Genomic DNA, 22961 nt, shown 5'->3' on the forward strand with positions numbered 1-22961 from the left:
GGCCGATTGCTAGATGAACTAGCCAGATCGGGAAGAGTGCGCATTGCGGACATGGCTCGGTCCTCGCCTGCGCGATCTGCGTTCTTCTTCGTTTTTCTGCTTTTGTCTTGTTTTCTCTGTGGAAGCGACGTACAGTCGGCCCACGCCGGCAGCACGCATGCCGGCAGCACCGCGAGACGACGAGGAGGTCGCATGTACGCCACCGAACGGCACGAGTCGATCGCCGAAGCCCTGCGTTCGGCCGGCCGGGTGTCGGTCAGCGATCTCGCCCTGCGTCTCGACGTCACGGCCGAGACGGTCCGCCGAGACCTCGACGCCCTCGAACAGGCGGGCCTGCTCCAGCGCGTGCACGGCGGTGCCGTCGCCGCCGGGCGCTCCAGCGTCAGCGAACTCAGCCTGAGCGAACGCGAGACCCGGCACAGCCCCGAGAAGACCTCGGTGGCCCAGGCCGCCGCGCACCTCGTGCCGCCGACGTTCACGGGCTCGATCGCCCTCGACGCCGGCACCACCACCGCCGCCGTCGCCGCCGAACTCGCCCGCTGGACGCCGGCGACGCCCGGCACCGTCCTCACCGTCATCACCAACGCCGTCCCGATCGCCGCGCTGCTGCAGCACAGCCCCCACGTCGACCTGCACCTGCTCGGCGGACGCGTCCGCGGGCTGACCAGCGCCGCCGTCGGCACCAGCACGGTCGAGCAGATCCAGGCGCTCCGCCCCGACATCGTCTTCGTCGGCGCGAACGGCGTCAGCGCCGGCTTCGGCCTGTCGACCCCCGACGAGTTCGAAGGCGCCGTCAAGTCGGCGTACGTCCGTGCCGGACGCCGCGTCGTGGCCGTGGTCGACCAGACCAAACACGGCGAGGAGGCGCTGGTGCGGTTCGCGCGCCTGGCCGAGATCGACACCGTGGTCACCGACGCGCCCCCCGCGCCCGACCTGGGCGAGGCCCTCGAGCTCGCCGACGTCGAGGTGATCGTCGCATGAGCGCCCCGACCCCCACGCCCCGCCCCGTCGTGGCCCCGATCGACACCGCCCCGCAGCCAGGAGGCACCCGCATGATCCTCACCGTCACCGCGAACCCCTCGCTCGACCGCACGATCGAGCTGCCGGGCACCCTGCAGCGCGGGGCGGTCCAGCGCTCGGTCAGCACGACCGACGAGCCCGGCGGCAAGGGCGTCAACGTGTCCCGGGCCCTGGCGGCGTCGGGTGCCGAGACCGTGGCCCTGCTGCCCGGCGCCCTCGACGACCCGGTCCTCGTCGCCCTGCGCGAGCGAGGCGTGCCCACCGTCAACCTGCCGATCGGCCAGCGCCTCCGGGCCAACGTCACCCTGACCGAACCCGACGGCACGACCACCAAGATCAACGAGCTCGGCCCCGACCTCGGCTCCCACGTGGACGAACTCACGGCCCTCGTCGTCGAACACGCGGCCCTCGCCTCGTGGCTGGTGCTCGCCGGCTCGCTGCCGCCCGGCCTGCCGACGACCTGGCTGGCCGACGTCGTCCGGGCCGTGCGCGCCTCCTGCGGTGACGCCGCCCCGCGCATCGCGGTCGACTCGTCGGGCGAGCCGTTCGCGGCCCTGATCGCGTCGGGCGTCGGCATCGACCTCGTCAAGCCCAACGCCGACGAGCTCGCCGAGATCGTCGGCGGCGACCCCGAGGCGTACGAGGCCGACCCGGCCTCGGCCGTCGCCGGGGCCCGACGCCTGCGCGAGCTGGGCGTCGAGACCGTGCTGCTCACCCTCGGCAGCGCGGGCGCCCTGTTGATCGACGACGAGGGCTCGTGGTTCGCCGCCGCCCCCGTCATCACCGCCCTGAGCACGGTGGGCGCCGGCGACTCGTCGCTGTCGGGCTACCTGCTCGCCGAGACCACCGGGGCACCCGCCCCGGCCCGCCTCGCCCAGGCCGTCGCGTCCGGAGCCGCCGCCGCGGCCCTGCCCGGCAGCATCGTCCCCCGCCTCGACCAGACCTTCCCTGACGACATCGACGTCGTCCCGGTGGCCCCCGCGGCCGTCGGGCACCTCTGAGCAGCGTCGCCCAACCCCAAGGAGCAGAACAGCATGTCATCCCTCATCAGCACCGACCTCGTCGGTCTCGACGAAGACCTGGGCGGCACGTCGACCGACGTCATCCGCGCCCTGGCCGCGCGCGTCGCGGCCTCGGGCCGCGCCGGCTCGGCCGACTCGCTCGCCGACGACGCCATCAAGCGTGAAGCCTCGGTCGGCACCGGCGTCCCCGGCGGCATCGCGATCCCCCACGCCCGGTCGGCCTCGGTCACCGAGCCCACCCTCGCCTTCTCCCGGCTCGCGCGCACGGTCGGCTTCGGCGCCCCCGACGGCGACGCCGACATCGTCTTCATGATCGCGGTGCCCGAGGGTGCCGACGGTGACCACATGACGGTCCTCTCGACCCTCGCCCGCGCCCTCATCCGCGACGACTTCACCGCCGCCCTCCGCGCCGCGAAGACGCCCGCCGACATCGTGCAGCTCGTCGACGACGAGGTCAGCGGCGAGGTCGCCGAGACGCGCGGCGCCACCGCCGCCTCCGCGGCCGGGGCGACCAGCGCCTCCTCGTCCGCGGCCGACGCCACGGGCGACGGCGCGCGGCGCCCGAAGCTGGTCGGCGTCACCGCCTGCCCCACCGGCATCGCCCACACCTTCATGGCCGCCGACGCCCTCGTCGCCGCGGCGAAGCGCCTCGGCGCCGACCTGCAGATCGAGCCGCAGGGCTCGGGCACGGTCACTCCCCTCGACCCGGCCGTCATCGCCGAGGCCGACGCCGTGATCTTCGCCGTCGACGTCGACGTGCGCGACCAGGGCCGCTTCGCCGGCAAGCCCGTCGTCCGCGGACCGGTCAAGCGCGGCGTCGACGCTCCCGACGCCATGGTGAAGGAGGCGCTGGCCGCCGCCAAGGACCCGAACGCCGCCCGCGTGGCCGGCACGGCCGGTGCCGCCGGTGCCACCGCGGGCTCGACCGCCGAGAAGCAGGGCTTCGGCTCGTCGCTCAAGCGCTGGCTGCTGACCGGCGTCTCGTACATGATCCCGTTCGTCGCCGGTGGCGGCCTGCTGCTCGCCCTGGGCTTCCTGCTCTCGGGTTACGAGATCGCCGGCAACGCCGCGACCGTGCTGACCGACTACTCGCTCGTGAACCTGCCGCCCGAGGGCCTGATCTACTTCCTCGGTGCCGCCGCGTTCCAGATCGGCAACCTGTCGATGGGCTTCCTCGTCGCCGCCCTGGCCGGTTACATCGCCTACGCCATCGCCGATCGACCCGGCATCGCGCCCGGTTTCGTCGCCGGTGCCGTCGCGGTCTTCATGGGGGCCGGCTTCATCGGCGGTCTCGTCGGTGGTCTGCTCGCCGGCTTCGCCGCCTACTGGATCGGCAAGCCCGACGTGCCCCGCTGGCTGCGCGGCCTGATGCCCGTCGTGATCATCCCGCTGCTCGCGTCGATCTTCGCCTCGGGTCTGCTCGTGCTCGTGCTCGGCGGCCCGATCGCCGCCCTGACCGTCGCGCTGACCGACTTCCTCAACGGCCTCAGCGGCACCGGGGCGATCGTCCTCGGCGTCATCCTCGGCCTCATGATGTGCATCGACCTCGGTGGTCCGGTCAACAAGGTCGCCTACTCGTTCGCCGTCGCCGGCCTCTCCGCGGGCTCCATCAGCGACAACCCGGCCCCCCTGATGATCATGGCCGCCGTGATGGGCGCCGGCATGGTGCCGCCGCTGGCCATGGCCCTCGCGTCGACCGTCCTCTACCGCAAGGGCTTCTCGCAGGTCGAGCGCTCCAACGGCACGGCCGCCTGGCTGCTGGGCGCCTCGTTCATCTCCGAGGGCGCGATCCCCTTCGCCGCGGCCGACCCGCTGCGCGTGATCCCCGCCAGCATGGTCGGAGGCGCGGTGACCGGAGCCATCTCGATGGCCGCCGGCGTCACGTCGCAGGCCCCCCACGGTGGCATCTTCGTGTTCTTCGCGATCGGCAACCTGGGCATGTGGGCGTTGGCGATCGTCGCCGGCACCGTCGTGAGCGCGTTCGTGCTCGTCCTGCTGAAGAAGTTCGTCCGCCGGGGTGCGGCCGCCGGGGCCGACGCGTCGGCCGAGGCCGCCGAGGCCGGTTCGGTCGTCGGCCAGCGCAGCCCCGTCGCCGCGTAGCAGCGACGCGGCCCCGCACCGACGCCGTCGAGGCGACCCACACGAGGAGGCGCGTTCTGGGAAGTCCCGGAGCGCGCCTCCTCGGCTGTGGACGGGCCGCGGACGGGCGGCCGCGTCCTCTACCCTGGCGTGAGCAACCGATTGGACCCCACGCCGTGACCGACATGAGCCTGAGGCTCCCCACCACCCATTTCCGTGCCGTGTTCGACCTGGGCCAGCGCCCGGCCGCGCAGACGCCGCTGCCGACCGCGCTCGGCAAGCCGAACCTCTACGCCGAGTACGACGACGACGACCTGATCACCGCCCTGTACGTCGGCTACGAGACCGGGCAGGTGCACCTCGAGACCACGCCCTCGGGCGACGTCGAGCACCACTTCCACCTCGCGAACGGCGACGACAGCGACCTCAGCCCCTTCGGCGTCGCCGACACGCGGGTGCTCGTCGAATGGTCGACCCGGCTGATCGTCGACCTGCACCGCCGCATGCCCGACCTGCTCGACGAGGTCGACGAGGCGGCGGCCTGGCACGACGCCGGCTTCGACCTCTACGTCTGCGAGGTCGAAGAACCACGCAAGCTCGACCTGGTCGAGGTCGACATCGAGGGCGAGCTGCTGACCCTGCCGTGGCTCGGCTCGGGTGCCGTCGAACACGACCACATCGAGGGCGACGACCACCCGATCGCGCTGACCTGGACGCCCCAGGGCGCGTCCGAGGGCGTGCCGATCGCCGAGGCCTGGCTCGACCCCCGGACCGACCAGCCCCTGACGAAGGCCCTGCCCGGCGTCGACTGGGAGGCCGTGGGCTGGGGTCGCGACGAGGTACTGCCCTGGCTCGAGGCGATCTACATGAACCACCACGTGCTGCCCGACGCGGCCGGCACGATCCTCACGGGCGTGCTCGAACGGCTGGGCGGGATCGACGGCACCGACTAGCCGGCGGGCCTTCGGCCCTCGGCCCTTCGCACCGCGTTTCGTGCACGGCACCGCGTCTCGTCGCGGTGCGGTGCACGAAAGGCGGTGCGGTGCGGTGCGGTGCGGTGCGGTGCGGTGCGGTGCGGTGCGGGGCTGCCAGGATGGCGCGATGAGCGACTCGCCCGCACCGCGCCTCCTGAACCTGTTGCTCCTCGACGTCACCGACGAGGCCCGCGACGACCCCGCGTTCGAGCGAGAGCTCGACGCCCTGTCCACCTCGGTGGTCGCCGCCGCCGAGCAGGTCGGGTTCACGGTGCGCCGGGTGCCGGCCAACCGGCTCGGCGACGTGCACGCCGCCCTCTCCGAGGCGGACGCGGTGCTCGTCACCGGTGGCGAGGACGTCGACCCGAGCCACTACGGCGGTCCCCTCGACCACCCGGGGCGGGGCCAGACCTTCGCCGACGCCGACCGGGTGCAGATCGAGGTGGTGCGCGGGTCCGTGGAGGCGCGGCTGCCGCTGGTCGGCATCTGTCGCGGCATGCAGGTGGTCGACGTCGCCCTCGGCGGAGACCTCGTGCAGCACCTCGACCACCCGGGCCACGTGAACCCCGACAGCGTCGAGGACAGCATGGTCGACCACCCGGTCCGGCTCGCCGACGGCAGCACGCTCGCGACGATGCTCGGTACGACGTCGCTGGTCGTGCGCAGCTCGCACCACCAGGCGGTGAGGCGCCTGGGCGAGGGGCTGCGCGCGGTGGGCTGGGCCGACGACGGCACGGTCGAGGCCGTCGAGCACGACACGGCGCCGGTGTGGTGCGTGCAGTGGCACCCCGAGGACCGCGGGGCCACCGGCACGGTGCTGACCGACCTGCTCGTCGCCGCGCGCGACGCCGCCCTCGGTCGAGCCGGCGACCGGTCGCGTCGCACCGCCGACTGAGCGTCGCACCGCCGATGTGGGCGGTGCGACGTCCAGTGGGCGGTGCGTTGCACGGCCGCGGCGGGCGGGCCGGGGCCCGGCCCAGGTGGCCGGGCCCGAGGCCGGCCCGGTGACCGGCCCGCGATCGCGCCCGGCTCCTAGCGCTCGCGCACGATCAGGGCCGAAGCCGCGGTCACGAGTCGGCGGGGCAGGAAGCGGTGCGCCTGGGCACCGATCGCGTTGCCGAGCCCGCTGACCACCACGGCACGGCGACGGCGCACGGCCCGTAGTGCCGCGGTGACGACCTGCTCGGGGGTCTGGCGACCGCTCGTGAGGAAGTCGCTGCCGGTCGCGGCGAAGAAGCCGGTCTCGGTCGCGCCCGGGCAGAGGGCCGTGACGGTGACGCCCGACCCCCGCACCTCGGCGTGCACCGCCTCGCTGAACGAGAGCACGAACGACTTGGTCGCCCCGTAGACCGCCATCGTCGGGATCGGCTGGAAGGCCGCGGTCGAGGCGACGTTGACCACCGTGCCGCGGCGTCGCTCGACCATGCCCGGCAGCAGCGCGCGCGTCAGCGCGACCACCTGCGAGCAGTTGAGGTGCACCTGCGCCTGGACGGCGGCGGGGTCGGACTCGACGAACGCCCCGTGGGAGCCGACGCCGGCGTTGTTCACCAGCACGTCGATCGCGCGGTCGCCGACGGCGGCCAGCACGGTCTCGACCCCGTCGGGCGTCGACAGGTCGGCGACCACGGCCGTGAACGACCCGGAGGCGCGGGTCGCCACGAGCTCGGCCCTCACCTGCTCGAGACGGTCGCCGCTGCGCGCCACGATCACCACGTCGTGGTCGGGGGCGAGCCGCCGGGCGAACTCCGCGCCGATGCCGCCGGAGGCGCCGGTGACGAGTGCGGTGGGCAGGGACGTGGTGGGTGCGGGCATGTCGCCCATCCTGCCTCGCCCGCCGTCGGAGGAGGTCGCACCACGCTCGCGTCGTCGAACCACCCGGGGGGCTGGTTCGACCACGCGATCGTGGTGCGGCCGGCCCCCGCAGCCGGGCCCCGCAGCCGGGCCCCGCAGCCGGGCACCGCGGCCGGGCCCCGCAGCCGGGCCCCGCGGCCGGGCCCCGCGACACATGGCGTCACGCGGCGACGCACGACGTGACACGTCCTCGCGAACGCGACCCGCGCCTCCTTATGCTCGGCGACACCCCGAACCCACCACCTCAGCCGACACCCTGGAGCCCCCATGATCAGCCTCGAGCAGCTGACGAAGGTCTACGAGACCGGATCGCACCGCACGACCGTCCTCGACCGCGTCGACTTCCGGGTCGACACCGGCGAGATCGCCGCGGTCGTCGGCCCGAGCGGCGCCGGCAAGAGCACCTTGGCCCAGTGCGTGACGCTGCTCGAACGACCGACCTCGGGCTCGGTCGTCGTCAACGGCGACGACCTGACCCGGCTCGGCGAGCGCGACCTGCGGGTCGCCCGCCGTCGGATCGGCACGGTGTTCCAGTCGGACGGGCTCTTCGGCCGTCGGACCGCCGCACAGAACGTGGCCCTGCCGCTCGAGTACCTGGGCGTGACGAAGGCCGAGACGAGGCGTCGAGTCGCCGAGCTGCTCGACCGCGTGGGGCTCGGCCACCGTGCCGACGCCCGGCCGCACGAGCTCTCGGGCGGTCAACGCCAGCGCGTCGGCATCGCCCGGGCCCTCGCCCTGCGGCCGACCGTGCTGCTCTCGGACGAGGCGACGTCGGGCCTCGACCCCGCCTCGACCACCTCGATCGTCGACCTGCTGCGCGAGTTGCGTGACGACCTCTGCCTGTCGATCCTGTTCGTCACCCACGAGATGGACACCGTGCTGCAGATCGCCGACACCGTCGCCCGCCTCGACCACGGACGCATCGTCGAACGGGGTCGCGTGCTCGACCTGCTGCGCGACCCCGCGTCGGCGCTCGGTGCGGCGCTGCGACCGACCCGACCGGCGGCCGGCGCCCCCGACGGCTCCCGCACCTGGCGGCTCGACTACGTCTCGGCCGACGTCCCGACCGACTGGCCGACCACGCTCGGATCGGCCCTGGGGTCGCCCGTGTCGCTGCTCGGAGCCTCGATCGAGACCCTGGGAGGCGCGACCGTCGGGCACGCGACCGTCGCCGTCCCCGAGGCGGTCGCCTCGCGCCTGCCCGGGGTCGCCGCCGCACTCGGGCTCACCGCCCGCTCCCTCGACCCGTCCTCGGCGCCCACGCCCACGCCCACGCCCGAACAGGAGCTCGTCCGATGAGCGTCGTCAGCACCGTCGCCCCGATCACGACGACCGTCCTCGCGTCGGGCACCAGCCCGTCGACCGCGTACGACAACTCGGTGCCGTGGGCGCAGATCCCCGCCCTGGTGCTCCCGGCACTCGGCGACACGTTCGTGATGGTCGGCATCGTGATGGCGATCGTCGTGCTGGTCGGGTTGCCGCTCGGGGCCCTGGTGCACAACCTCGGCCCCGCGGGCCTCGTGCCGAACGCGCCGGTGCACACGGTGCTCAGCGCCGTCATCAGCATCGGACGCTCGCTGCCGTTCTTGATCCTCATGGCGTCGATCGTCCCGTTCACCCGGTTCGTGACCGGCACCAACATCGGCATCGCGGCCGCGGTGGTGCCGATGTCGATCGCCGGCATCGCCTTCTTCACCCGCATCGTCGAGAACTCCCTGCGGAGCGTCCCGAGCGATCGGGTGCGCGTGGCGACCGCGAGCGGGGCGTCCCGCCTGCAGATCGTCCGCACCGCACAGCTGTCCGAGGCGCTGCCCGGCCTGATCGGGGGCCTCACGATCAACACGATCGCGATGATCGAGTACTCCGCCATCGCCGGCACCATCGGCGCCGGCGGCATCGGCTACGTCGCCGTCACCTACGGCTACCAGCGCTTCGACCACACCGTGATGATCGTCACGATCGTGTTGCTCGTCGCGACGGTCGCGGCCGTCCAACAGCTCGGCGACCTCGCCGTACGGGCCACGAGCCCCGAACCGGTCCGCCGGCGCCGCTGGTGGCGGCGCCGCGCGACCGACCTGCCCCCGGTGGCCGCCGCGGTCTGAGCCGCACCGCGCCTCCCCGTTGCCCCCTTGCGGTCCCGCACCGCGCCTCCCCGTTCCCCTCTGCGGTCCCGCACCGCGCCTCCCCCTCTGCGGTCCTGCACCGCGCCTCCCCCACCCGCAGGCGCCGCCTGCCCCTCCCGAAGGACAGCCATGCCCGAGAACACCCCCACCCCCGCACCCGGCACCGCGTCCGTGACGGACGACCACGGCTTCGAGCTGAGGCGTCGTCGCCGCTGGCCCTGGATCGCCGGAGGCGCGGTGGCGGTCGTCGCCGTCGCCACAGCGATCGTCGTGCCCCTGACCGCGCCCGCCGGGCCGGCCGTCGCCGAGGCCGGGGCGACGCTGACCGTCGCCACCGCCGAGGGCAACGCGTCCGAGCAGGCCCTCGTCCAGTTCGTCGCCGACGAGGTCGCCCCGAAGTACGGCATCACCGTCGCCTTCACGGGCCTGAGCGACAGCAACACGATCAACCGGGCCGTCAGCGAGGGCGAGATCGCCGGCACGGTGTACCAGCACGAACTGTGGCTGGACCAGGTGCTCGCCTCGAACCCGGACTTCCGGGAGGAAGCGGCGACGCCGGTGTTCCGCTGGGGCTTCGGCCTCTGGTCGTCGAAGTACACCGATCCCGGCCAGCTGCCCGACGGCGCCACGGTGTCGCTGTACTCCGACCCGGCCAACGAGGCCCAGGGGCTCTGGGTGCTCGAGCGCGCCGGCCTCATCACGCTGAAGGACGGCGTCGACAAGGCACACGCCACCCAGGACGACATCGCCTCGAACCCGAAGGACCTGCAGTTCACCCTGCTCGACTTCGCCGCACAGTCGCGGGCCCTGCCCGACCTCGACGCAGCCGTCGGCTACACCGAGTACTACCTCGCCGCCGGCGTGCCGATCGAGCAGCAGATCTTCGCCCCCGCCGCACCGGACGAGTTCGCCGGCCAGCTCACCATCGGCAGCGACTACGCCGACGAGGACGCCGTGAAGAAGCTCGTCGCCGCCTTCCAGGACCCGGCCGTGCAGGAGTTCCTCGCGACCGATCCCCGCGTGAAGGGTATCCTGCTGCCGCTCGACGCGGAGTAGGTCGTACCGCGGACCGGGTCTCATCGCGGATCAGGCGAGCACGACCTCCGAGGCCTGCGACCCGAGTCCGTGTGGACGTCGCACCGCCGAATGGACGTCGCACCGCCGAAACGGGCGGTGCGACGTTCACCCGGCGGTGCGACACGGGCGCGCGGGCGTGCGGGCCGGGCCTGCGGGCCAGCGCACCGCCGCGCGGGCCAGCGGCTCAGCCGGCGGGCGCGACGACCACGTCGACGCCGGCGGCTGCGAACTCGGCCAGCGCCTCGGTCGTGGCGGTGGCGTCGGTCACGAGCGTCCAGCCCTCGGGCAGCGCCGCGCGGGCGTGGAACGTCGCGCGACCGAGCTTCGACCCGTCCGCCAGCACGTAGACGCGCTCGGACTGCCGGCACATCAGCTCTTTGAGCCGGGTCTGCACGAGGTCGGCCTCGACCACGTGGCCCGAGGCGAGCACGCCGTCGGCGCCGAGGAACACCCGGTCGAAGGTCAGGCGCTCGAGGGCGGCCTCGGCCAGCGGCCCGACGAACCCCTGGCTGGCAGGTCGCAGCGTGCCGCCGAGGCACTCGAGGTGGATGCCGTCCGAGTCGGCGAGCTGCTGGATCACGGCGATCGAGGTGGTGGCGACGGTCGCGACGAGACCCGAGCGCGCCTCCCGGGCGAGGGCCGCGACCGACGAACCGGCGTCGAACAGCAGCGTCTCGCCGTCGTGGACCAGCGTGCGGGCGTGCCGCGCGATCTCGGCCTTGGCCACCCCGGCCTCGAGGTTGCGCTGACGGAAGGTCGGCTCGGCACCGGGGGCACCGAGCGGCATGGCCCCGCCGTAGGTGCGGGCGATCTCGCCGCGCCGGGTGAGCTCGGCGAGGTCGCGGCGGATGGTCGACGGGGTCACCTCGAAGCGACGACTCAGCTCGTCGACGCTCGCCAGGCCGGTGGTGTGGGCCAGGTCGACGATGTCGCGGCGTCGCTCGCGTGCCGTGGTGCTCATGCGGTGGTGCTCATGCGATGGCCGTCCTGATCGGTGGGGCGGGCGACGTCACGCCGACGACGCACCGACCCGGGCGGCGTCGGCCGGGCTGGGCGACATCTCGACCGCCTGGCGCAACGCCTCGATCATGCTACCGACGGCCACGACGCCCGTGCCGGCGATGTCGAACGCGGTGCCGTGGTCGACCGAGGTGCGGATCACGGGCAGTCCGACGGTGATGTTGACCCCCGCCTCGATGCCGAGCACCTTCACCGGGCCGTGGCCCTGGTCGTGGTACATCGCCACGATGAGGTCGTAGTCGCCGCGGCCGCCGAGGAAGAACGCGGTGTCGGCCGGAAGCGGCCCGACGGCGCGGATGCCGTCAGCCTGGAGCACCTCGAGGGCGGGGGTGATCTTCTCGGCCTCCTCGCCGTAGCCGAAGAGCCCGTTCTCGCCGGCGTGCGGATTGATCGCGCAGACGCCGATCCTGGGGTCGTCGACGCCGGCCCGGCGCAGCGCCTCCCAGCCGCGGCGCACGGTGCGCTCGACGAGGCCGGGCTCGATCTTCGCGATGGCGTCGATCAACCCGATGTGGGTCGTCACGTGGATCACCTTGATCTTGGGGGTCGAGAGCATCATCGACACCTCGCCGACGCCCATGAAGTGCGCCAGCAGCTCGGTGTGGCCGGGGAACACGTGACCGGCCTCGTGCAGCGCCGCCTTGTTCAGCGGTGCGGTGCAGATGCCCTGCACGAGACCGGCCATGCCGAGCTCGCACGCGATGCGGATGTACTCGTACGCCGCGTGGCCGGCCTCGGCCGAGACGGCGCCCCAGGGCAGGTCGGCCGAGAGCAGGTGCGGGTCGACGACGTTGATGCGTCCGGGGGTGAAGACGGCGTCGGCGGGGCCGTCGACCTCGACGATCTCGGCGTCGACCCCGAGCGCGGCGGCGCCGAGCCGCAGGCGGTGGGCGTCCCCGACGACGACCGGTCGCGCGTCGCGGTAGGCGGCCTCGTCGAGCAGTGCGCCGACGGTGACCTCGGGTCCGACGCCGGCGCCGTCGCCCATGGTGACGGCGATGAACGGCCGCGAGTCGGGGGTCGTCGTGGTCATGGGGTTCTCCGTTTCGTGGGGGCGCCGGACGCTGCCGACGCGGTGAGGTCGTGGGGGTCGGCGCCGGCGCGCGTGCGGCGCACCAGGTCGACGAGGTCGGCGAGCACGGTCGGGCCGCCGAAGCTGCCGGGCTTGGTGGCGACGAGCCGGTCGTCGCCCGCGGCCGCCCGCCCGTCGCCCGCGAGGCTGAGGACGGCGCCGTGCTCGAGTTGGGTGAGCGGCCGCAGGGTGGTCGTCGTGAGCCGGTCGAGCACCGCGCGGGCGGTCTCGCCGCCGGTCAGCACGAGGTCGAGCTCGACGTCGGCGTCGATCCGGGCGACGACCTCGGCGAGGGCCGCCGACCCGACGAGCGGGTCGGGCAGGCGCCGGGCGGTGACCGTCAGCACGGCGACGGACGACCGGGACAAGGAGGCGCGGGTCGCCTCGACGAGGAGGCCGGCGTCGTCCGCCGGGTCGAGCACGTGCACGTCCGCACCGGTCGCGGCGAGCGCGTCGGCGTGGCCCCGGGCCACCTCGGCGGCCGAACCGACCACGACGAGCACGGGCCGCTCGGCCCCGGCCCCGTCGCGGGGCCCGGCCCCGTCGCGGGGCCCGGCCTCGTCGCGGACCCCGGCCTCGTCCGACGCGTGAAGACCGGCCTCCGTGCTCGATTCCGGAGCGACCGCGTCGGCCAGGGCAGCGGCGAGCGCCGCGCTGCCCGCGAGGGCGACGGGCCGTCGGACTCCGGGAGCGGCGACCAGTCGGAGGACGGCGTCGACCACGGCGGCGAGGTCGTCGTCGGTCTCGGCGTCCACCAGGAGCACCGCTCCCCCGGCGAGGGCGGCGTCGAGGTGCGCCGCGGACGCGTCCGGTCCCGAACGCACCACGTCGAGGCCGACGAGCACCGTCGGCCGGTCGACGAGTTCGGCCAGGGTCGAGGGGGCGCCGTGCGGTTCGAGATGCCAGAACGGCGTCTCGGCGAGCGGTCGCCCGTCCACCAGGGGCCGCCCGTGGACGACGGTGCGCCCGAGGGCGGGCAGCGCGCCGGCCACGACGAGGTCGTACCCGCGGGCGGCAAGGGCCTCGAGCTCGGGCCCGACGTGGCCACGCCACAGGGAGTCGGTCTTCTTGAGCACGAGGGCGCCGGCCGTCAGGGGCAGCGTGTCGATCGCGACCCGCGCCTCCTCGGCGGTGCCGGAGCGGGTGCCGACGTCGACGACCGTGACCGCCGCGGCGGGACCCGCCGGCACGCCGAGCGAGACCACGGTCTCATGACCGCGCAGCCGGAACTGCTCGGCGGTCTCGGCGGCGCCGGAGAGGTCGTCGGCGATGACGGTGATCGGGCTCATGATGCCGCCATCCTGACACGACTGCGCGTTATGCGCCACCGGTCTTGCGCGAAACGCGCAGCGGTGGCACAGTGTCATCCAGCCCGGACGAGGGCGTCGCAGCGCTGCGGGACCGGGCGCCGTCGACCTCGTCGAACCCCTGGATCGAGAGGTCGATGATGACCGTTCCGTTCGCGGACCACGAGATGTCTCGCCGCACCCTGCTCCGCTGGGGTGCCGCGGCCGGCCTCTTCGTGACCGCCACCAGCCTCGCCGGCTGCGCCGGACCGACCGGGTTGCCCGGACCCGGCACGCTGACCCTGGCCCTCAACCGCTCGCTGGTCAGCCTCGACAACAAGCTGAACCAGTTCGACGCGGCCGTCACGGTGCAGCGGGCGGTGCGCCAGGCCCTCACGCAGATCGGCCCCGACATCACGCCCGAGCTCGTGCTCGCCGAGAGCTTCGAGCCGACGAGCGACACGCAGTGGACGGTCCGACTGCGCGAGGGCGTGCGCTACTCGGACGGGACGCCCGTCACGGTCGCCGACGTCGCCACCGCGTTGCAGATGTACGAGCAGGTGCAGGGCTCGTTCGTCGCCAGCTTCTTCCCCGAGTTCCCGACCGTGACCGCGATCGACGAGCGCACCTTCACGCTCGACTCGTCGCAGCCGATCCCGGTGCTCGACGCGTTGATGAGCAACATCCTGATCACCCCGGCCGCGGCGAACAAGCCGGAAGAGCTGCAGGACGGCGTGGGCAGCGGCCCGTTCGTCGTCACCCGGTTCAACCGCGGCGCGGGCACCTACAGCCTGAGCCGCAACGAGCAGTACTGGGGCGAGGCGCCGGGCGTCGACCGGGTCGAGGTGCGGTTCCTGCCCGAGGAGTCCAGCCGCGTGATCGCCCTGCGCAGCGGCGAGGTCGACGTGATCGACTCGATCACGCCCGACTCGGCGACCCAGTTGCAGGGCCTGCCCGGCATCGTCCTCGACGAGGCCTCGAGCCTGCGCATCAACCAGATCTTCTACAACTTCCGCAAGCCCGAGGGGCACCCGCTGGCCGACGCCCGGGTGCGCGAGGCGCTCAGCCACGCGATCGACGGCCGGGCGCTCGTGCGCGACGTGCTGACCGAATCGGTCACGCAGGCCGACGGCGTCGTGCCGCCGAGCCTCCTCGGCTACGCGAAGACGGGCGAGTACACCTACGACCCCGACCTCGCCCGCCGCACGCTCGCCGAGCTGGGGGCGAGCGACCTCACGTTGCGCATCATCTGGGAGACCGGCGAGTTCGCCGGCGACACCTTCATCATGGAGGCGCTCGTCGAGATGTTCGGCGCGATCGGCGTGCGGACCACGCTGCAGCAGTTCGAGCCCGGCGGCGACATCCTCCAGTGGCGCCAGGGCAAGGCCGGCGACTGGGACCTGCTCGGCAACGGCTTCTCGGCCCCCACCGGCCTCGCCTTGACCATCCTGCAGGGCATGTACGCGGGCACCGCCGAGAAGGAACAGACCCGCGACACGTACCAGGGCTACGTGCAGCCCGACGTGGCCGAGGCGATCGCCCGGGCGTCGACCGAGCCGGACGCGACCCTGCGCCAGCAACGGCTCGCCGAGGCGCAGCAGGCGGCCTGGGACACCTGGCCCTGCGCCTGGGCCTTCGTGCCCAAGTCGGTGCTCGCCCGTCGCGAGCGGGTCGAGCGCCTCGCCCTCGCGTCGTCCAACACGTATCCGCTCGCCGACGTCCGACTGGGGGCCTGACCATGGCGACCTACATCCTCAAGCGCCTCGGCCAGGGCCTGCTCACCGTGTTCCTCACGGTGTCGACGGTCTTCGTGCTGATCCGCCTCGCCCCTGGCGACCCGGCCGTGGCCTACGCCGGGCCGCTCGCGACCAACGAGCAACTCGCCGCCGTGCGCGAGCAGTTCGGCCTGGACGACCCGCTGCTGCAGCAGTACGGCGTGTTCCTGCAGCAGTTGTTCACGGGCAACCTGGGCACCTCGTACTCGTTCCAGGCACCGGCTGTTCAGGTCGTGCTCGAACGGCTGCCGTACACGCTGACCCTGTCGTTCGCGGCGATCCTGTTGGCGGCGGTCGTGTCGATCCCGCTCGGCGTCTGGATGGCCCGTCGCACCGACACCCGCAGCGAGACCGGCGTCAACGTCGTCGCCATCGCGGGTCAGTCGATGCCCGACTTCTGGACCGGCATCCTGCTGCTCAGCGCCTTCGCCGTCGTGATCCCGATCTTCCCGGCCTCGGGCTTCGCCACCTGGGGCGGCCTCGTGCTGCCGACGGTGACGATCGCCATCCTGCAGGTGGCCCTGATCTCCCGGCTCGTGCGCCGCGAGATGGCGACCAACTTCTCGGCGCCCTACCTGACCGTGGCCCGGTCGCGCGGCGTCTCGGAGCGGGCCCTGACCTGGCGCTACGCCATGGGCAACTCGGCGATCCCCGTCTTCACGGCCCTCGGCACGCGCTTCGCGGCGATGCTCAACGGCGTCGTCGTGGTCGAGGTCGTGTTCGCCTGGCCCGGCGTCGGGTCGCTCATCGTGCGGGCGCTCGAGACCCGCGACTACCCCCTCATCCAGGCGACCGTGCTGGTCACGTCGCTGCTCGCCGTCGGCGTCCAGCTGCTGATCGACCTCGCCTACCCCCTGCTCGATCCGCGCGTGCGGCTCGGAAAGGCGAGTGCCGCATGACCCGCACCGAGACCACCGGACAGCCGTCCGGCACGTCGACCGCCGGCGCGGCCGGTCGCACCCCCGAGGAGGCGCGACGCACCGCGGTCACGCCGCGCCTGTTGAAGAGGTCCGAGGCGGCCCGGCGGACCTCCGCCGCACGGGTGAAGCTCTGGGTCGGCACGATCTGCGCCCTCGTGGTGATCATCCCGATCGTGCTGGCCCAGGCCCTCCCGCTGCCCGACGCGAACGGCCAGGACCTCGGCAACCGCCTCGCGCCTCCGTTCACCGCCGGCCACCTGTTCGGCACCGACCAGCTCGGTCGAGACCTGCTCTCGCGGGTGCTGCACGGCGGTCAGGTCTCGCTCGCGATCGGCGTGCTGGCGGTCATCGTCTCGGGCGCCATCGGCGTCGTCCTCGGCTCGATCGCCGGGTTCTACGGGCGCTGGGCCGACACGCTGATCAGCCGCCTGCTCGAGGCCCAGATGTCGCTGCCGCTGCTGATGATGCTGCTGCTCGTCGTCGCCCTCTTCGGCCCGTCGATCCCGGTGATCACCTTCGTCATCGCGATCGCGCAATGGCCGGAGGTCGCCCGCCTGACCCGGTCGCTCGTGCTCGTCGAACGCGAGAAGCCGTACGTCTCGTCGGCCCGCACGCTCGGCCTGAACCGCTTCACGATCCTGCTGCGCCACGTCGTCCCGAACGTCATCAAGCAGGCGACGCTCGTCGTGCTGCTGCTGCTCGCGCAGGCCGTGCTGCTCGAGAGCGCCCTGAGCTTCCTCGGGGCCGGCCCGCAGCGACCGTTCGCGACCTGGGGCCGCATCATCTCGGACGGCCAGGACTACGTCACGACCGCCTGGTGGATGGTGACGATCCCGGGTCTGTTCATCGTGCTGCTCGTCGTCGGGGTCAACCTGCTGGGCGACGCCCTGCGGGACCGGCCGCGCCGGTCGACGGCCTCGCGCCTCCGTCGGTTCGTCGGGCTGCGCCCGTCGACCCCGGCATCGACCTCCGCATCGACCCCGGCCCCGGCCCCGCAGAAGGGAACGATCGCATGACCTCCGTGACCGACGACACCGTCGACCCCGACCTGCTCCTCGAGGTGCGTGACCTGCAGATCGAGCTGATGACGACGAACGGGATCGTGCGCGCCGTCGACGGCGTCTCGTTCCACATCGCCCGGGGCGAGACCGTCACGATCATCGGCGAGTCGGGGTCGGGCAAGTCGACCACCGCCATGGGCGTGCTGCAGCTGCTGCCCGCCGACCTCGCCGTCGTCTCGGGCCACGTGCGCATCACCGGACTCGACGTGCTCGCCTCGGCCTCGGCCGTGCGCAAGGTGCGCGGTCGGGCCGTCGCCCTCATCCCCCAGGACCCCATGACGGCGCTCAGCCCGGTGCGGTCGATCGGCTCGCAGCTCGGCGAGGCCATCCGCATCGCCGGGGCCGCCAGCGGTCGGGCCGCCGTCACCGCGCGGGCCGTCCGCCTGCTCGAGCAGGTGCACATCCCCGACCCGGCGGCCCAGCTGGGGAAGTTCCCGCACCAACTCTCGGGTGGCATGCTGCAACGCGTGCTGATCGCCATCGCGTTGGCCTGCGAGCCGCAGCTGATCGTGGCCGACGAGCCCACCAGCGCCCTCGACGTCACGGTGCAGGCCGGCATCCTCGACCTGTTGCTCGAGCTGCAGGAGCAGCGCGGCATCGGCCTGCTGATGATCACCCACGACCTCGGCGTCGCCCGGCTCGTATCCGACCGCATCCACGTCATGAAGGCCGGCGTGTTCGTCGAGTCCGGCGACGTGCGGCAGATCGTCGAGCACCCCGCCGAGCCCTACACGCAGGGGCTGCTCGCCGCGGTGCCCACCCTGGGCGCCTGGGACGAGACGCCGTCCACGCCCGCCACGACCAGCACCGACCGACCGGAGGCCACCCGTGTCTGACACCATCCTCGAGGTCGACGACCTGGTCGTCGACTACGGCAGCGGCTCGAGTGCCCACCGCGCCGTCGACCACGTGTCGTTCTCGGTGCGCCGCGGCAGCACCTTCGCCATCGTGGGCGAGTCGGGCTGCGGCAAGTCGACGATCGCCAAGGCGGTCATGCGGTTGCTGCAGCCGACCAGCGGGCGCGTCGTGCTCGACGGCACCGACCTGGCGACCCTGTCGGAGGCGCGGTTGCGGCCCCTGAGGCACCGCTTCCAGATGGTCTTCCAGGACCCGTACGGCTCGCTCGACCCGCACCTGAGCGCCCGCGACATCGTCGCCGAGCCGCTCCGACTGAAGGGCGTGCGGTCGGCCCAGGACCGGGCCACCGAGGCGGCGCGCCTGATCGACCGCGTCGGCCTGCCGTCGACGGCGCTCGACCGTCGCCCGCACGAGTTCTCCGGCGGCCAGCGCCAACGCATCGGCATCGCCCGGGCGCTCGCCTCGAGCCCCGACCTGCTGATCTGCGACGAGGCGACGAGCGCGCTCGACGTGTCGGTGCAGGCGCAGGTTCTCGACCTGCTGCGCGAGATCCAGGTCGACACCGGCATCACCTACGTCGTCATCTCGCACAACCTCGGCGTCGTGCAGCAGATCAGCGAGAGCGTCCTCGTCATGAAGCAGGGCGCCGTCGTCGAGCAGGGCGCCACGGCGCAGGTCCTCACGTCGCCTGCCGAGGACTACACGCGGCGGCTGCGCCGGGCCGCCCTCGACCCCGCGACGATGACCGGCGTCAAGCCGCGCCACGTCGTCCGCAGCCTCTCGTTGGGAGCCACCGCATGACCCGGACCGACACCGCCCGGACCGCGACCACCCCGGTCGACCCCACCGCGCTCGACGCCGCGGACACGGTGGCCGAGGCGGCCACGCGCCCCGCGCCTCCTCGGCTCGTGCTCGGCACGATGACCTTCGGCGACACCGTCGACGAGGCCACCGCCGCCCGCATGCTCGACACCGCGCGCGACGCAGGCGTCACCTGGATAGACACGGCCAACGCCTACGTCGGCGGCACGACCGAGACGATGCTCGGCCGCCTGCTCGCCGGGCGGCGCGACGAGGTCGTGCTCGCCTCGAAGGCGGGCATGCCGCACGCCGACGCGGGCGGACTGCCGCCGCTCTCGGCCGTGGCCCTCCGCGCGAGCGTCGAGGCGAGCCTGCGCCGCCTCGGCACCGACCGTCTCGACCTGTTCTACCTGCACCAGCCCGACCGGGCGACCCCGCTCGACGAGACCCTCTCGACCGTCGCCGCCCTGGTCGCCGAGGGCAAGGTGCTCTCGCTCGGCGTCTCGAACTACGCCGCCTGGCAGATCGGCGACGTCGAGCGCGTCGCCGACGCCGTGGGCGCACCCCGGCCGGTCGTCGCCCAGCAGCTGTGCAACCTCGTGGCCCGCCGCCTCGACGACGAGTACCTCGAGTTCGCGAGCGTCCACGGGCTCGAGACGATGGTCTACAACCCGCTCGGCGGCGGCCTCCTGACCGGTCGGCACCGCTTCGACGAGACGCCGGCCGACGGGCGCTTCGGCGACTCGGCCCTCGCCGAGATGTACACGAAGCGCTACTGGGACGCCGATCTGTTCGCCGCGATCGACCGCCTGTCGGGCGTCGCCGCCGAGGCCGGCGTGACGCTCGTCGAGCTCGCCCTGCGCTGGGTGGCGTACCGGCCCGAGGTCGGGTCGGTGCTGCTCGGCGGCTCCCGGCCCGAACAGCTGACGGCCAACGTCGCCGCCGTCGCCGCCGGGCCGCTGCCCGACGAGGTGGTGGCGGCGTGCGACGAGGTCGGGCGTCAGCTGCGGGGGCCGATGCCTCCGTACGCGCGCTGAGCCGCGCCTCCCGACCCTCCGCACCGCGCCGCACGCGCCCGAACCGCACCGCACAGCACCGCACCGCACCGACCGCACGCCCCGCACGAGAGAGAGCACCATGAGCACCGCCAGCGACTTCGCCCGTACGATCCGCCGCCGCGAGAGGGCGGTCGGCTACTGGATCACCCTCGACGCCCCGCCGGCGACCGAGCGCATCGCGCGGCTCGGCTACGACTACGTCTGCCTCGACGCGCAGCACGGCCTCTTCGGCTACCAGGGCATGATGACCGGCCTGCTCGCCATCGACGCGGGGCAGACCTCGGCCGGCCTCGTGCGGGTCGAGGCGAACGACATCACGCCGATCGGCAAGGCCCTCGACGCCGGGGCGGCCGGCGTCATCGTGCCGCTCGTCGACACGGCCGAGGACGCCGCCTCCGCCGTGCGCAGTGCGAAGTACCCGCCCCACGGCCGCCGCTCGTACGGCCCCATGCGGTCGAGCCTGCGCATCGGCCCCGTGCCGGCGGACGCGAACGACACGACGATCGTGCTCGCCATGATCGAGACGCCCGACGGACTCGCGAACGTCGAGGCGATCGCCGCGACGCCGGGGCTCGACGGCCTCTACGTCGGGCCGAGCGACCTGTGCATCGCGGTCGGCGGGGCCTACCCGGGCGACCCGGCCGTGCAGGAGGCCTTCGACGCCGCCCTCGTCCGCGTCGCGGCGGCGGCCGAGGCCGCGGGCATCGCCGCGGGCATCCACACGCCGCACGGCGACGTCGCCCGGCAGCGGCTCGCCACGGGTTACACGTTCGCCACGGTCGCCGGCGACCTCAACCACCTCGAGGCCGCCGCCCGCGACCACCTGCAGCGGGCCACCGCGACGGACGACCCCGACGCGACCGCCGGAGGCGCGGCGTGAGCAGGCAGGACGCGGTCGCGGACGACGCGGTCGCGGACGACGCGGTCGCCGACGGCGTGGGCGCCGACGGCGTGGTCGCGGACGACGTGGTCGCCGACGGACGACTGCGGCCCGACGCGGCCGGTCGCGCCTGGGCGTACCTGCCGACGGCCACGGTGCAGTCGCACGCGGCGAACCTCGCCGAGCTGCCCGACGGGCGCCTGGCCTGCGTCTGGTTCGGCGGCACGCAGGAGGGCGTCTCGGACATCCACGTCTGGTGCTCGGTCCTCGACGACGAGGTGTGGTCCGAACCGGTGCGCCTCAGCGACGACCCCGCACGCTCCGAGCAGAACCCGGTGCTCTTCACGGCCCCCTCGGGCGACGTCTGGTTGCTCTACACGGCGCAACGGGCCGGGAACCAGGACTCGGCCGAGGTGCGCCGCCGCATCTCCACCGACGGCGGCGCCACCTGGGCCGAGCCCGCGACCCTCTTCGCGGCCGACGAGACGGGTGGCGTCTTCGTCCGGCAACCGCCGGTCGTCACCCGCGCGGGCGACCTGCTCGTGCCGGTCTTCCGCTGCGTGACGACCCCCGGGCAGGCGTGGGTGGGCGACCACGACACGAGCTCGGTCATGATCTCCCGGGACGGCGGCTCCACGTGGGGTGAGGTCGCCGTCCCGGGGAGCACCGGAGCCGTCCACATGAACGTGCGCGAGCTGCCCGACGGATCGCTGCTCGCGCTCTTCCGCAGCCGCTGGGCCGACGCCGTCCACGAGTCGCGCTCGACCGACGGCGGACTCCACTGGTCGGCACCGGTGCCGACCGAGCTGCCCAACAACAACTCCTCGGTGCAGTGGGTTCCGCTCGCCGACGGGCGCCTCGCGATCGTCTACAACCACCGCCGCGCCGACGCCACCACCCCGCGCCGCCTCGGGCTCTACGACGAGATCGACGAATCCGGCATCGTCGAGCAGGCCGTGCTACCCGGCGCGGACGCGGACCTCGACCAGGAGGCGCGGGCCGGGTCGCCTGCGGAGGACGGCCGGATGGCGTTCTGGGGCACGCCCCGGGCTCCGATGTCGCTGGCGGTGTCGACGGACGGCGGCCGCAGCTGGCCGCACCGCGTCGACCTCGAGGACGGCGACGGGTGGTGCCTCTCGAACAACTCGCGCGACGGGCTGAACCGCGAGCTGTCGTACCCGAGCATCACGCAGACCGGCGACGGCGCCGTGCACGTGGCGTACACCTGGCACCGCCGGGCGATCCGCCACGTGCGACTGTCGGCCGCCGATCTGCCCGGACCCGACGTCGAGGGCTGAGCCGTGTCGGACGACGGGACGGCTGACGCCGACCGGGCAGGTCGCGGTGCTGGCACCGAGCGGGCGGGTGGCGGTGCCGGCACCGACCGGCACGCCGTGGTGACGGGCTGCAGCTCGGGCATCGGGCGGGCGATCGCCGAGTTCCTGCTGGCCGACGGGTGGCGGGTGACCGGTCTCAGCCGACGCGCGGTCGACCTGGGCGACGGGTTCTCGTGGCTCGGCTGCGACCTCTCCGTGACCGCCGACGTCGCGCGAGCGGTCGCCGACGTCGGGTCGGTCGACGCGATCGTCCACGCGGCCGGCTACCAGGTCGCCGCCCCGCTCGGACGGCTCGACCCCGCCGCCCTCGAGGGCATGTTCGCCGTGCACGTCGGGGCCGCCGCCGCGCTCGTCGACGCACTCGTCGACCGGCTGTCCGACGGCGGTCGCATCGTGCTCATCGGCAGCCGCACCGCCGTCGGCGTCGCGGGCAAGAGCCAGTACGCGGCGACGAAGGCGGCCCAGGTCGCACTGGCCCGGAGCTGGGCGGCGGAACTGGCGCCGCGCGGCGTGACCGCCAACGTCGTGGCGCCGGGGCCCACCGACACGCCGATGCTCGCCGACCCGGCCCGCGCCTCCTCGGCTCCGGTCGTGCCGCCGCTGGGCGCGCTCGTCGACCCGGTGGACGTGGCGGCCCTCGTCGCGTTCGTGCTCGGGCCGCACGGACGGAGCATCACCGGGCAGGCGCTCGTCGTGTGCGGCGGCGCCTCGCTCTGACGTCGCACCGGGTCGAGGTCGCGGCGGGTC

General features: G+C 73.7%; 21 protein-coding genes. 17 read left to right on the forward strand and 4 right to left on the reverse strand.

Going from position 1 to position 22961, the window contains the following annotated elements:
• Positions 1 to 192 precede the first annotated feature (192 nt).
• From EDF21_RS06475 to EDF21_RS06495, 5 genes are all read left to right on the forward strand, one after another.
• Entirely contained in the window at positions 193 to 981 is a 789-nt protein-coding gene (locus EDF21_RS06475; protein ID WP_056046880.1) for a DeoR/GlpR family DNA-binding transcription regulator, read from the forward strand.
• Between the two features lie 71 nt (positions 982 to 1052).
• On the forward strand, positions 1053 to 2021 hold the full coding sequence (locus EDF21_RS06480) for a 1-phosphofructokinase family hexose kinase (protein ID WP_056047905.1): 969 nt from the start codon (positions 1053 to 1055) through the stop codon (positions 2019 to 2021).
• A 33-nt stretch (positions 2022 to 2054) separates the two neighbouring features.
• Positions 2055 to 4142 carry a fructose-specific PTS transporter subunit EIIC gene (locus tag EDF21_RS06485; RefSeq protein WP_123570658.1) on the forward strand — a complete coding sequence of 696 codons (2088 nt, stop codon included), beginning with the start codon at positions 2055 to 2057 and terminating at the stop codon, positions 4140 to 4142.
• A 155-nt stretch (positions 4143 to 4297) separates the two neighbouring features.
• Entirely contained in the window at positions 4298 to 5074 is a 777-nt protein-coding gene (locus tag EDF21_RS06490; RefSeq protein WP_123570659.1) for a hypothetical protein, read from the forward strand.
• A gap of 148 nt (positions 5075 to 5222) precedes the next feature.
• Entirely contained in the window at positions 5223 to 5990 is a 768-nt protein-coding gene (locus EDF21_RS06495; protein WP_123570660.1) for a gamma-glutamyl-gamma-aminobutyrate hydrolase family protein, read from the forward strand.
• Positions 5991 to 6127: 137 nt separating this feature from the next.
• On the opposite strand, the gene EDF21_RS06500 is transcribed toward EDF21_RS06495, so the two are convergent.
• Positions 6128 to 6907 (reverse strand): SDR family oxidoreductase, encoded by a 780-nt coding sequence (locus tag EDF21_RS06500; RefSeq protein WP_123570661.1) that lies wholly within the window; start codon positions 6905 to 6907, stop codon positions 6128 to 6130.
• A gap of 306 nt (positions 6908 to 7213) precedes the next feature.
• Here EDF21_RS06500 and EDF21_RS06510 point away from each other — a divergent pair, with 306 nt between their 5' ends.
• The 3 genes from EDF21_RS06510 (at position 7214) to EDF21_RS06520 (ending at position 10125) form a co-directional block, all read left to right on the forward strand.
• Positions 7214 to 8245, forward strand: a complete 1032-nt coding sequence (locus tag EDF21_RS06510) for a methionine ABC transporter ATP-binding protein (RefSeq protein WP_123570663.1) — start codon at positions 7214 to 7216, stop codon at positions 8243 to 8245.
• Complete coding sequence (locus EDF21_RS06515) at positions 8242 to 9048, forward strand: methionine ABC transporter permease (RefSeq protein WP_123570664.1); 807 nt, start codon at positions 8242 to 8244, stop codon at positions 9046 to 9048. Before EDF21_RS06510 ends, EDF21_RS06515 begins: the two co-directional genes overlap by 4 nt.
• 150 nt (positions 9049 to 9198) lie before the next feature.
• Entirely contained in the window at positions 9199 to 10125 is a 927-nt protein-coding gene (locus EDF21_RS06520; RefSeq protein ID WP_123570665.1) for a MetQ/NlpA family ABC transporter substrate-binding protein, read from the forward strand.
• 205 nt (positions 10126 to 10330) lie between these two features.
• Here the strand turns inward: EDF21_RS06520 and EDF21_RS06525 are convergent, their stop codons facing one another.
• From EDF21_RS06525 to EDF21_RS17040, 3 genes are read right to left on the reverse strand one after another with little or no spacing between them, the layout of a single operon-like run.
• Positions 10331 to 11107, reverse strand: coding sequence for a DeoR/GlpR family DNA-binding transcription regulator (locus EDF21_RS06525; protein ID WP_056046906.1), 777 nt, complete (start codon positions 11105 to 11107; stop codon positions 10331 to 10333).
• A gap of 48 nt (positions 11108 to 11155) precedes the next feature.
• Positions 11156 to 12199 (reverse strand): 4-hydroxythreonine-4-phosphate dehydrogenase PdxA, encoded by a 1044-nt coding sequence (gene pdxA, locus EDF21_RS17035; RefSeq protein WP_123570666.1) that lies wholly within the window; start codon positions 12197 to 12199, stop codon positions 11156 to 11158.
• Positions 12196 to 13527 carry a four-carbon acid sugar kinase family protein gene (locus EDF21_RS17040; RefSeq protein WP_158612869.1) on the reverse strand — a complete coding sequence of 444 codons (1332 nt, stop codon included), beginning with the start codon at positions 13525 to 13527 and terminating at the stop codon, positions 12196 to 12198. Before EDF21_RS17040 ends, pdxA begins: the two co-directional genes overlap by 4 nt.
• A 158-nt stretch (positions 13528 to 13685) precedes the next feature.
• On the opposite strand from EDF21_RS17040, the gene EDF21_RS06540 reads away from it, so the two are divergent.
• From EDF21_RS06540 to EDF21_RS06580, 9 genes are all read left to right on the forward strand, one after another.
• A complete protein-coding gene (locus EDF21_RS06540; protein ID WP_199736228.1) occupies positions 13686 to 15260 on the forward strand; it encodes an ABC transporter substrate-binding protein in 1575 nt (524 codons plus the stop codon).
• Positions 15261 to 15262: 2 nt separating this feature from the next.
• Positions 15263 to 16198, forward strand: a complete 936-nt coding sequence (locus tag EDF21_RS06545) for an ABC transporter permease (protein WP_043594466.1) — start codon at positions 15263 to 15265, stop codon at positions 16196 to 16198.
• Positions 16195 to 17235: an ABC transporter permease gene (locus EDF21_RS06550; RefSeq protein WP_123570669.1), complete on the forward strand. Its 1041-nt coding sequence runs from the start codon at positions 16195 to 16197 to the stop codon at positions 17233 to 17235. The genes EDF21_RS06545 and EDF21_RS06550 overlap by 4 nt, the downstream gene beginning before the upstream one ends.
• Positions 17232 to 18116: an ABC transporter ATP-binding protein gene (locus EDF21_RS06555; RefSeq protein ID WP_056046912.1), complete on the forward strand. Its 885-nt coding sequence runs from the start codon at positions 17232 to 17234 to the stop codon at positions 18114 to 18116. The genes EDF21_RS06550 and EDF21_RS06555 overlap by 4 nt, the downstream gene beginning before the upstream one ends.
• The gene (locus EDF21_RS06560; protein WP_123570670.1) at positions 18109 to 18939 is read left to right on the forward strand and encodes an ABC transporter ATP-binding protein; all 831 of its coding nucleotides are present in this window, start codon (positions 18109 to 18111) and stop codon (positions 18937 to 18939) included. The genes EDF21_RS06555 and EDF21_RS06560 overlap by 8 nt, the downstream gene beginning before the upstream one ends.
• The gene (locus EDF21_RS06565) at positions 18936 to 19976 is read left to right on the forward strand and encodes an aldo/keto reductase (RefSeq protein WP_123570671.1); all 1041 of its coding nucleotides are present in this window, start codon (positions 18936 to 18938) and stop codon (positions 19974 to 19976) included. The genes EDF21_RS06560 and EDF21_RS06565 overlap by 4 nt, the downstream gene beginning before the upstream one ends.
• Positions 19977 to 20076: 100 nt before the next feature.
• Positions 20077 to 20877, forward strand: coding sequence for an HpcH/HpaI aldolase/citrate lyase family protein (locus EDF21_RS06570; RefSeq protein ID WP_123570672.1), 801 nt, complete (start codon positions 20077 to 20079; stop codon positions 20875 to 20877).
• Positions 20874 to 22175, forward strand: coding sequence for an exo-alpha-sialidase (locus tag EDF21_RS06575; protein WP_370274453.1), 1302 nt, complete (start codon positions 20874 to 20876; stop codon positions 22173 to 22175). The genes EDF21_RS06570 and EDF21_RS06575 overlap by 4 nt, the downstream gene beginning before the upstream one ends.
• 3 nt (positions 22176 to 22178) lie before the next feature.
• A complete protein-coding gene (locus EDF21_RS06580) occupies positions 22179 to 22931 on the forward strand; it encodes an SDR family NAD(P)-dependent oxidoreductase (RefSeq protein WP_199736230.1) in 753 nt (250 codons plus the stop codon).
• The last annotated feature ends 30 nt before the right edge of the window (positions 22932 to 22961 follow it).

This window comes from Frigoribacterium sp. PhB118 (assembly GCF_003751725.1).
Taxonomy (GTDB): Bacteria; Actinomycetota; Actinomycetes; order Actinomycetales; family Microbacteriaceae; genus Frigoribacterium.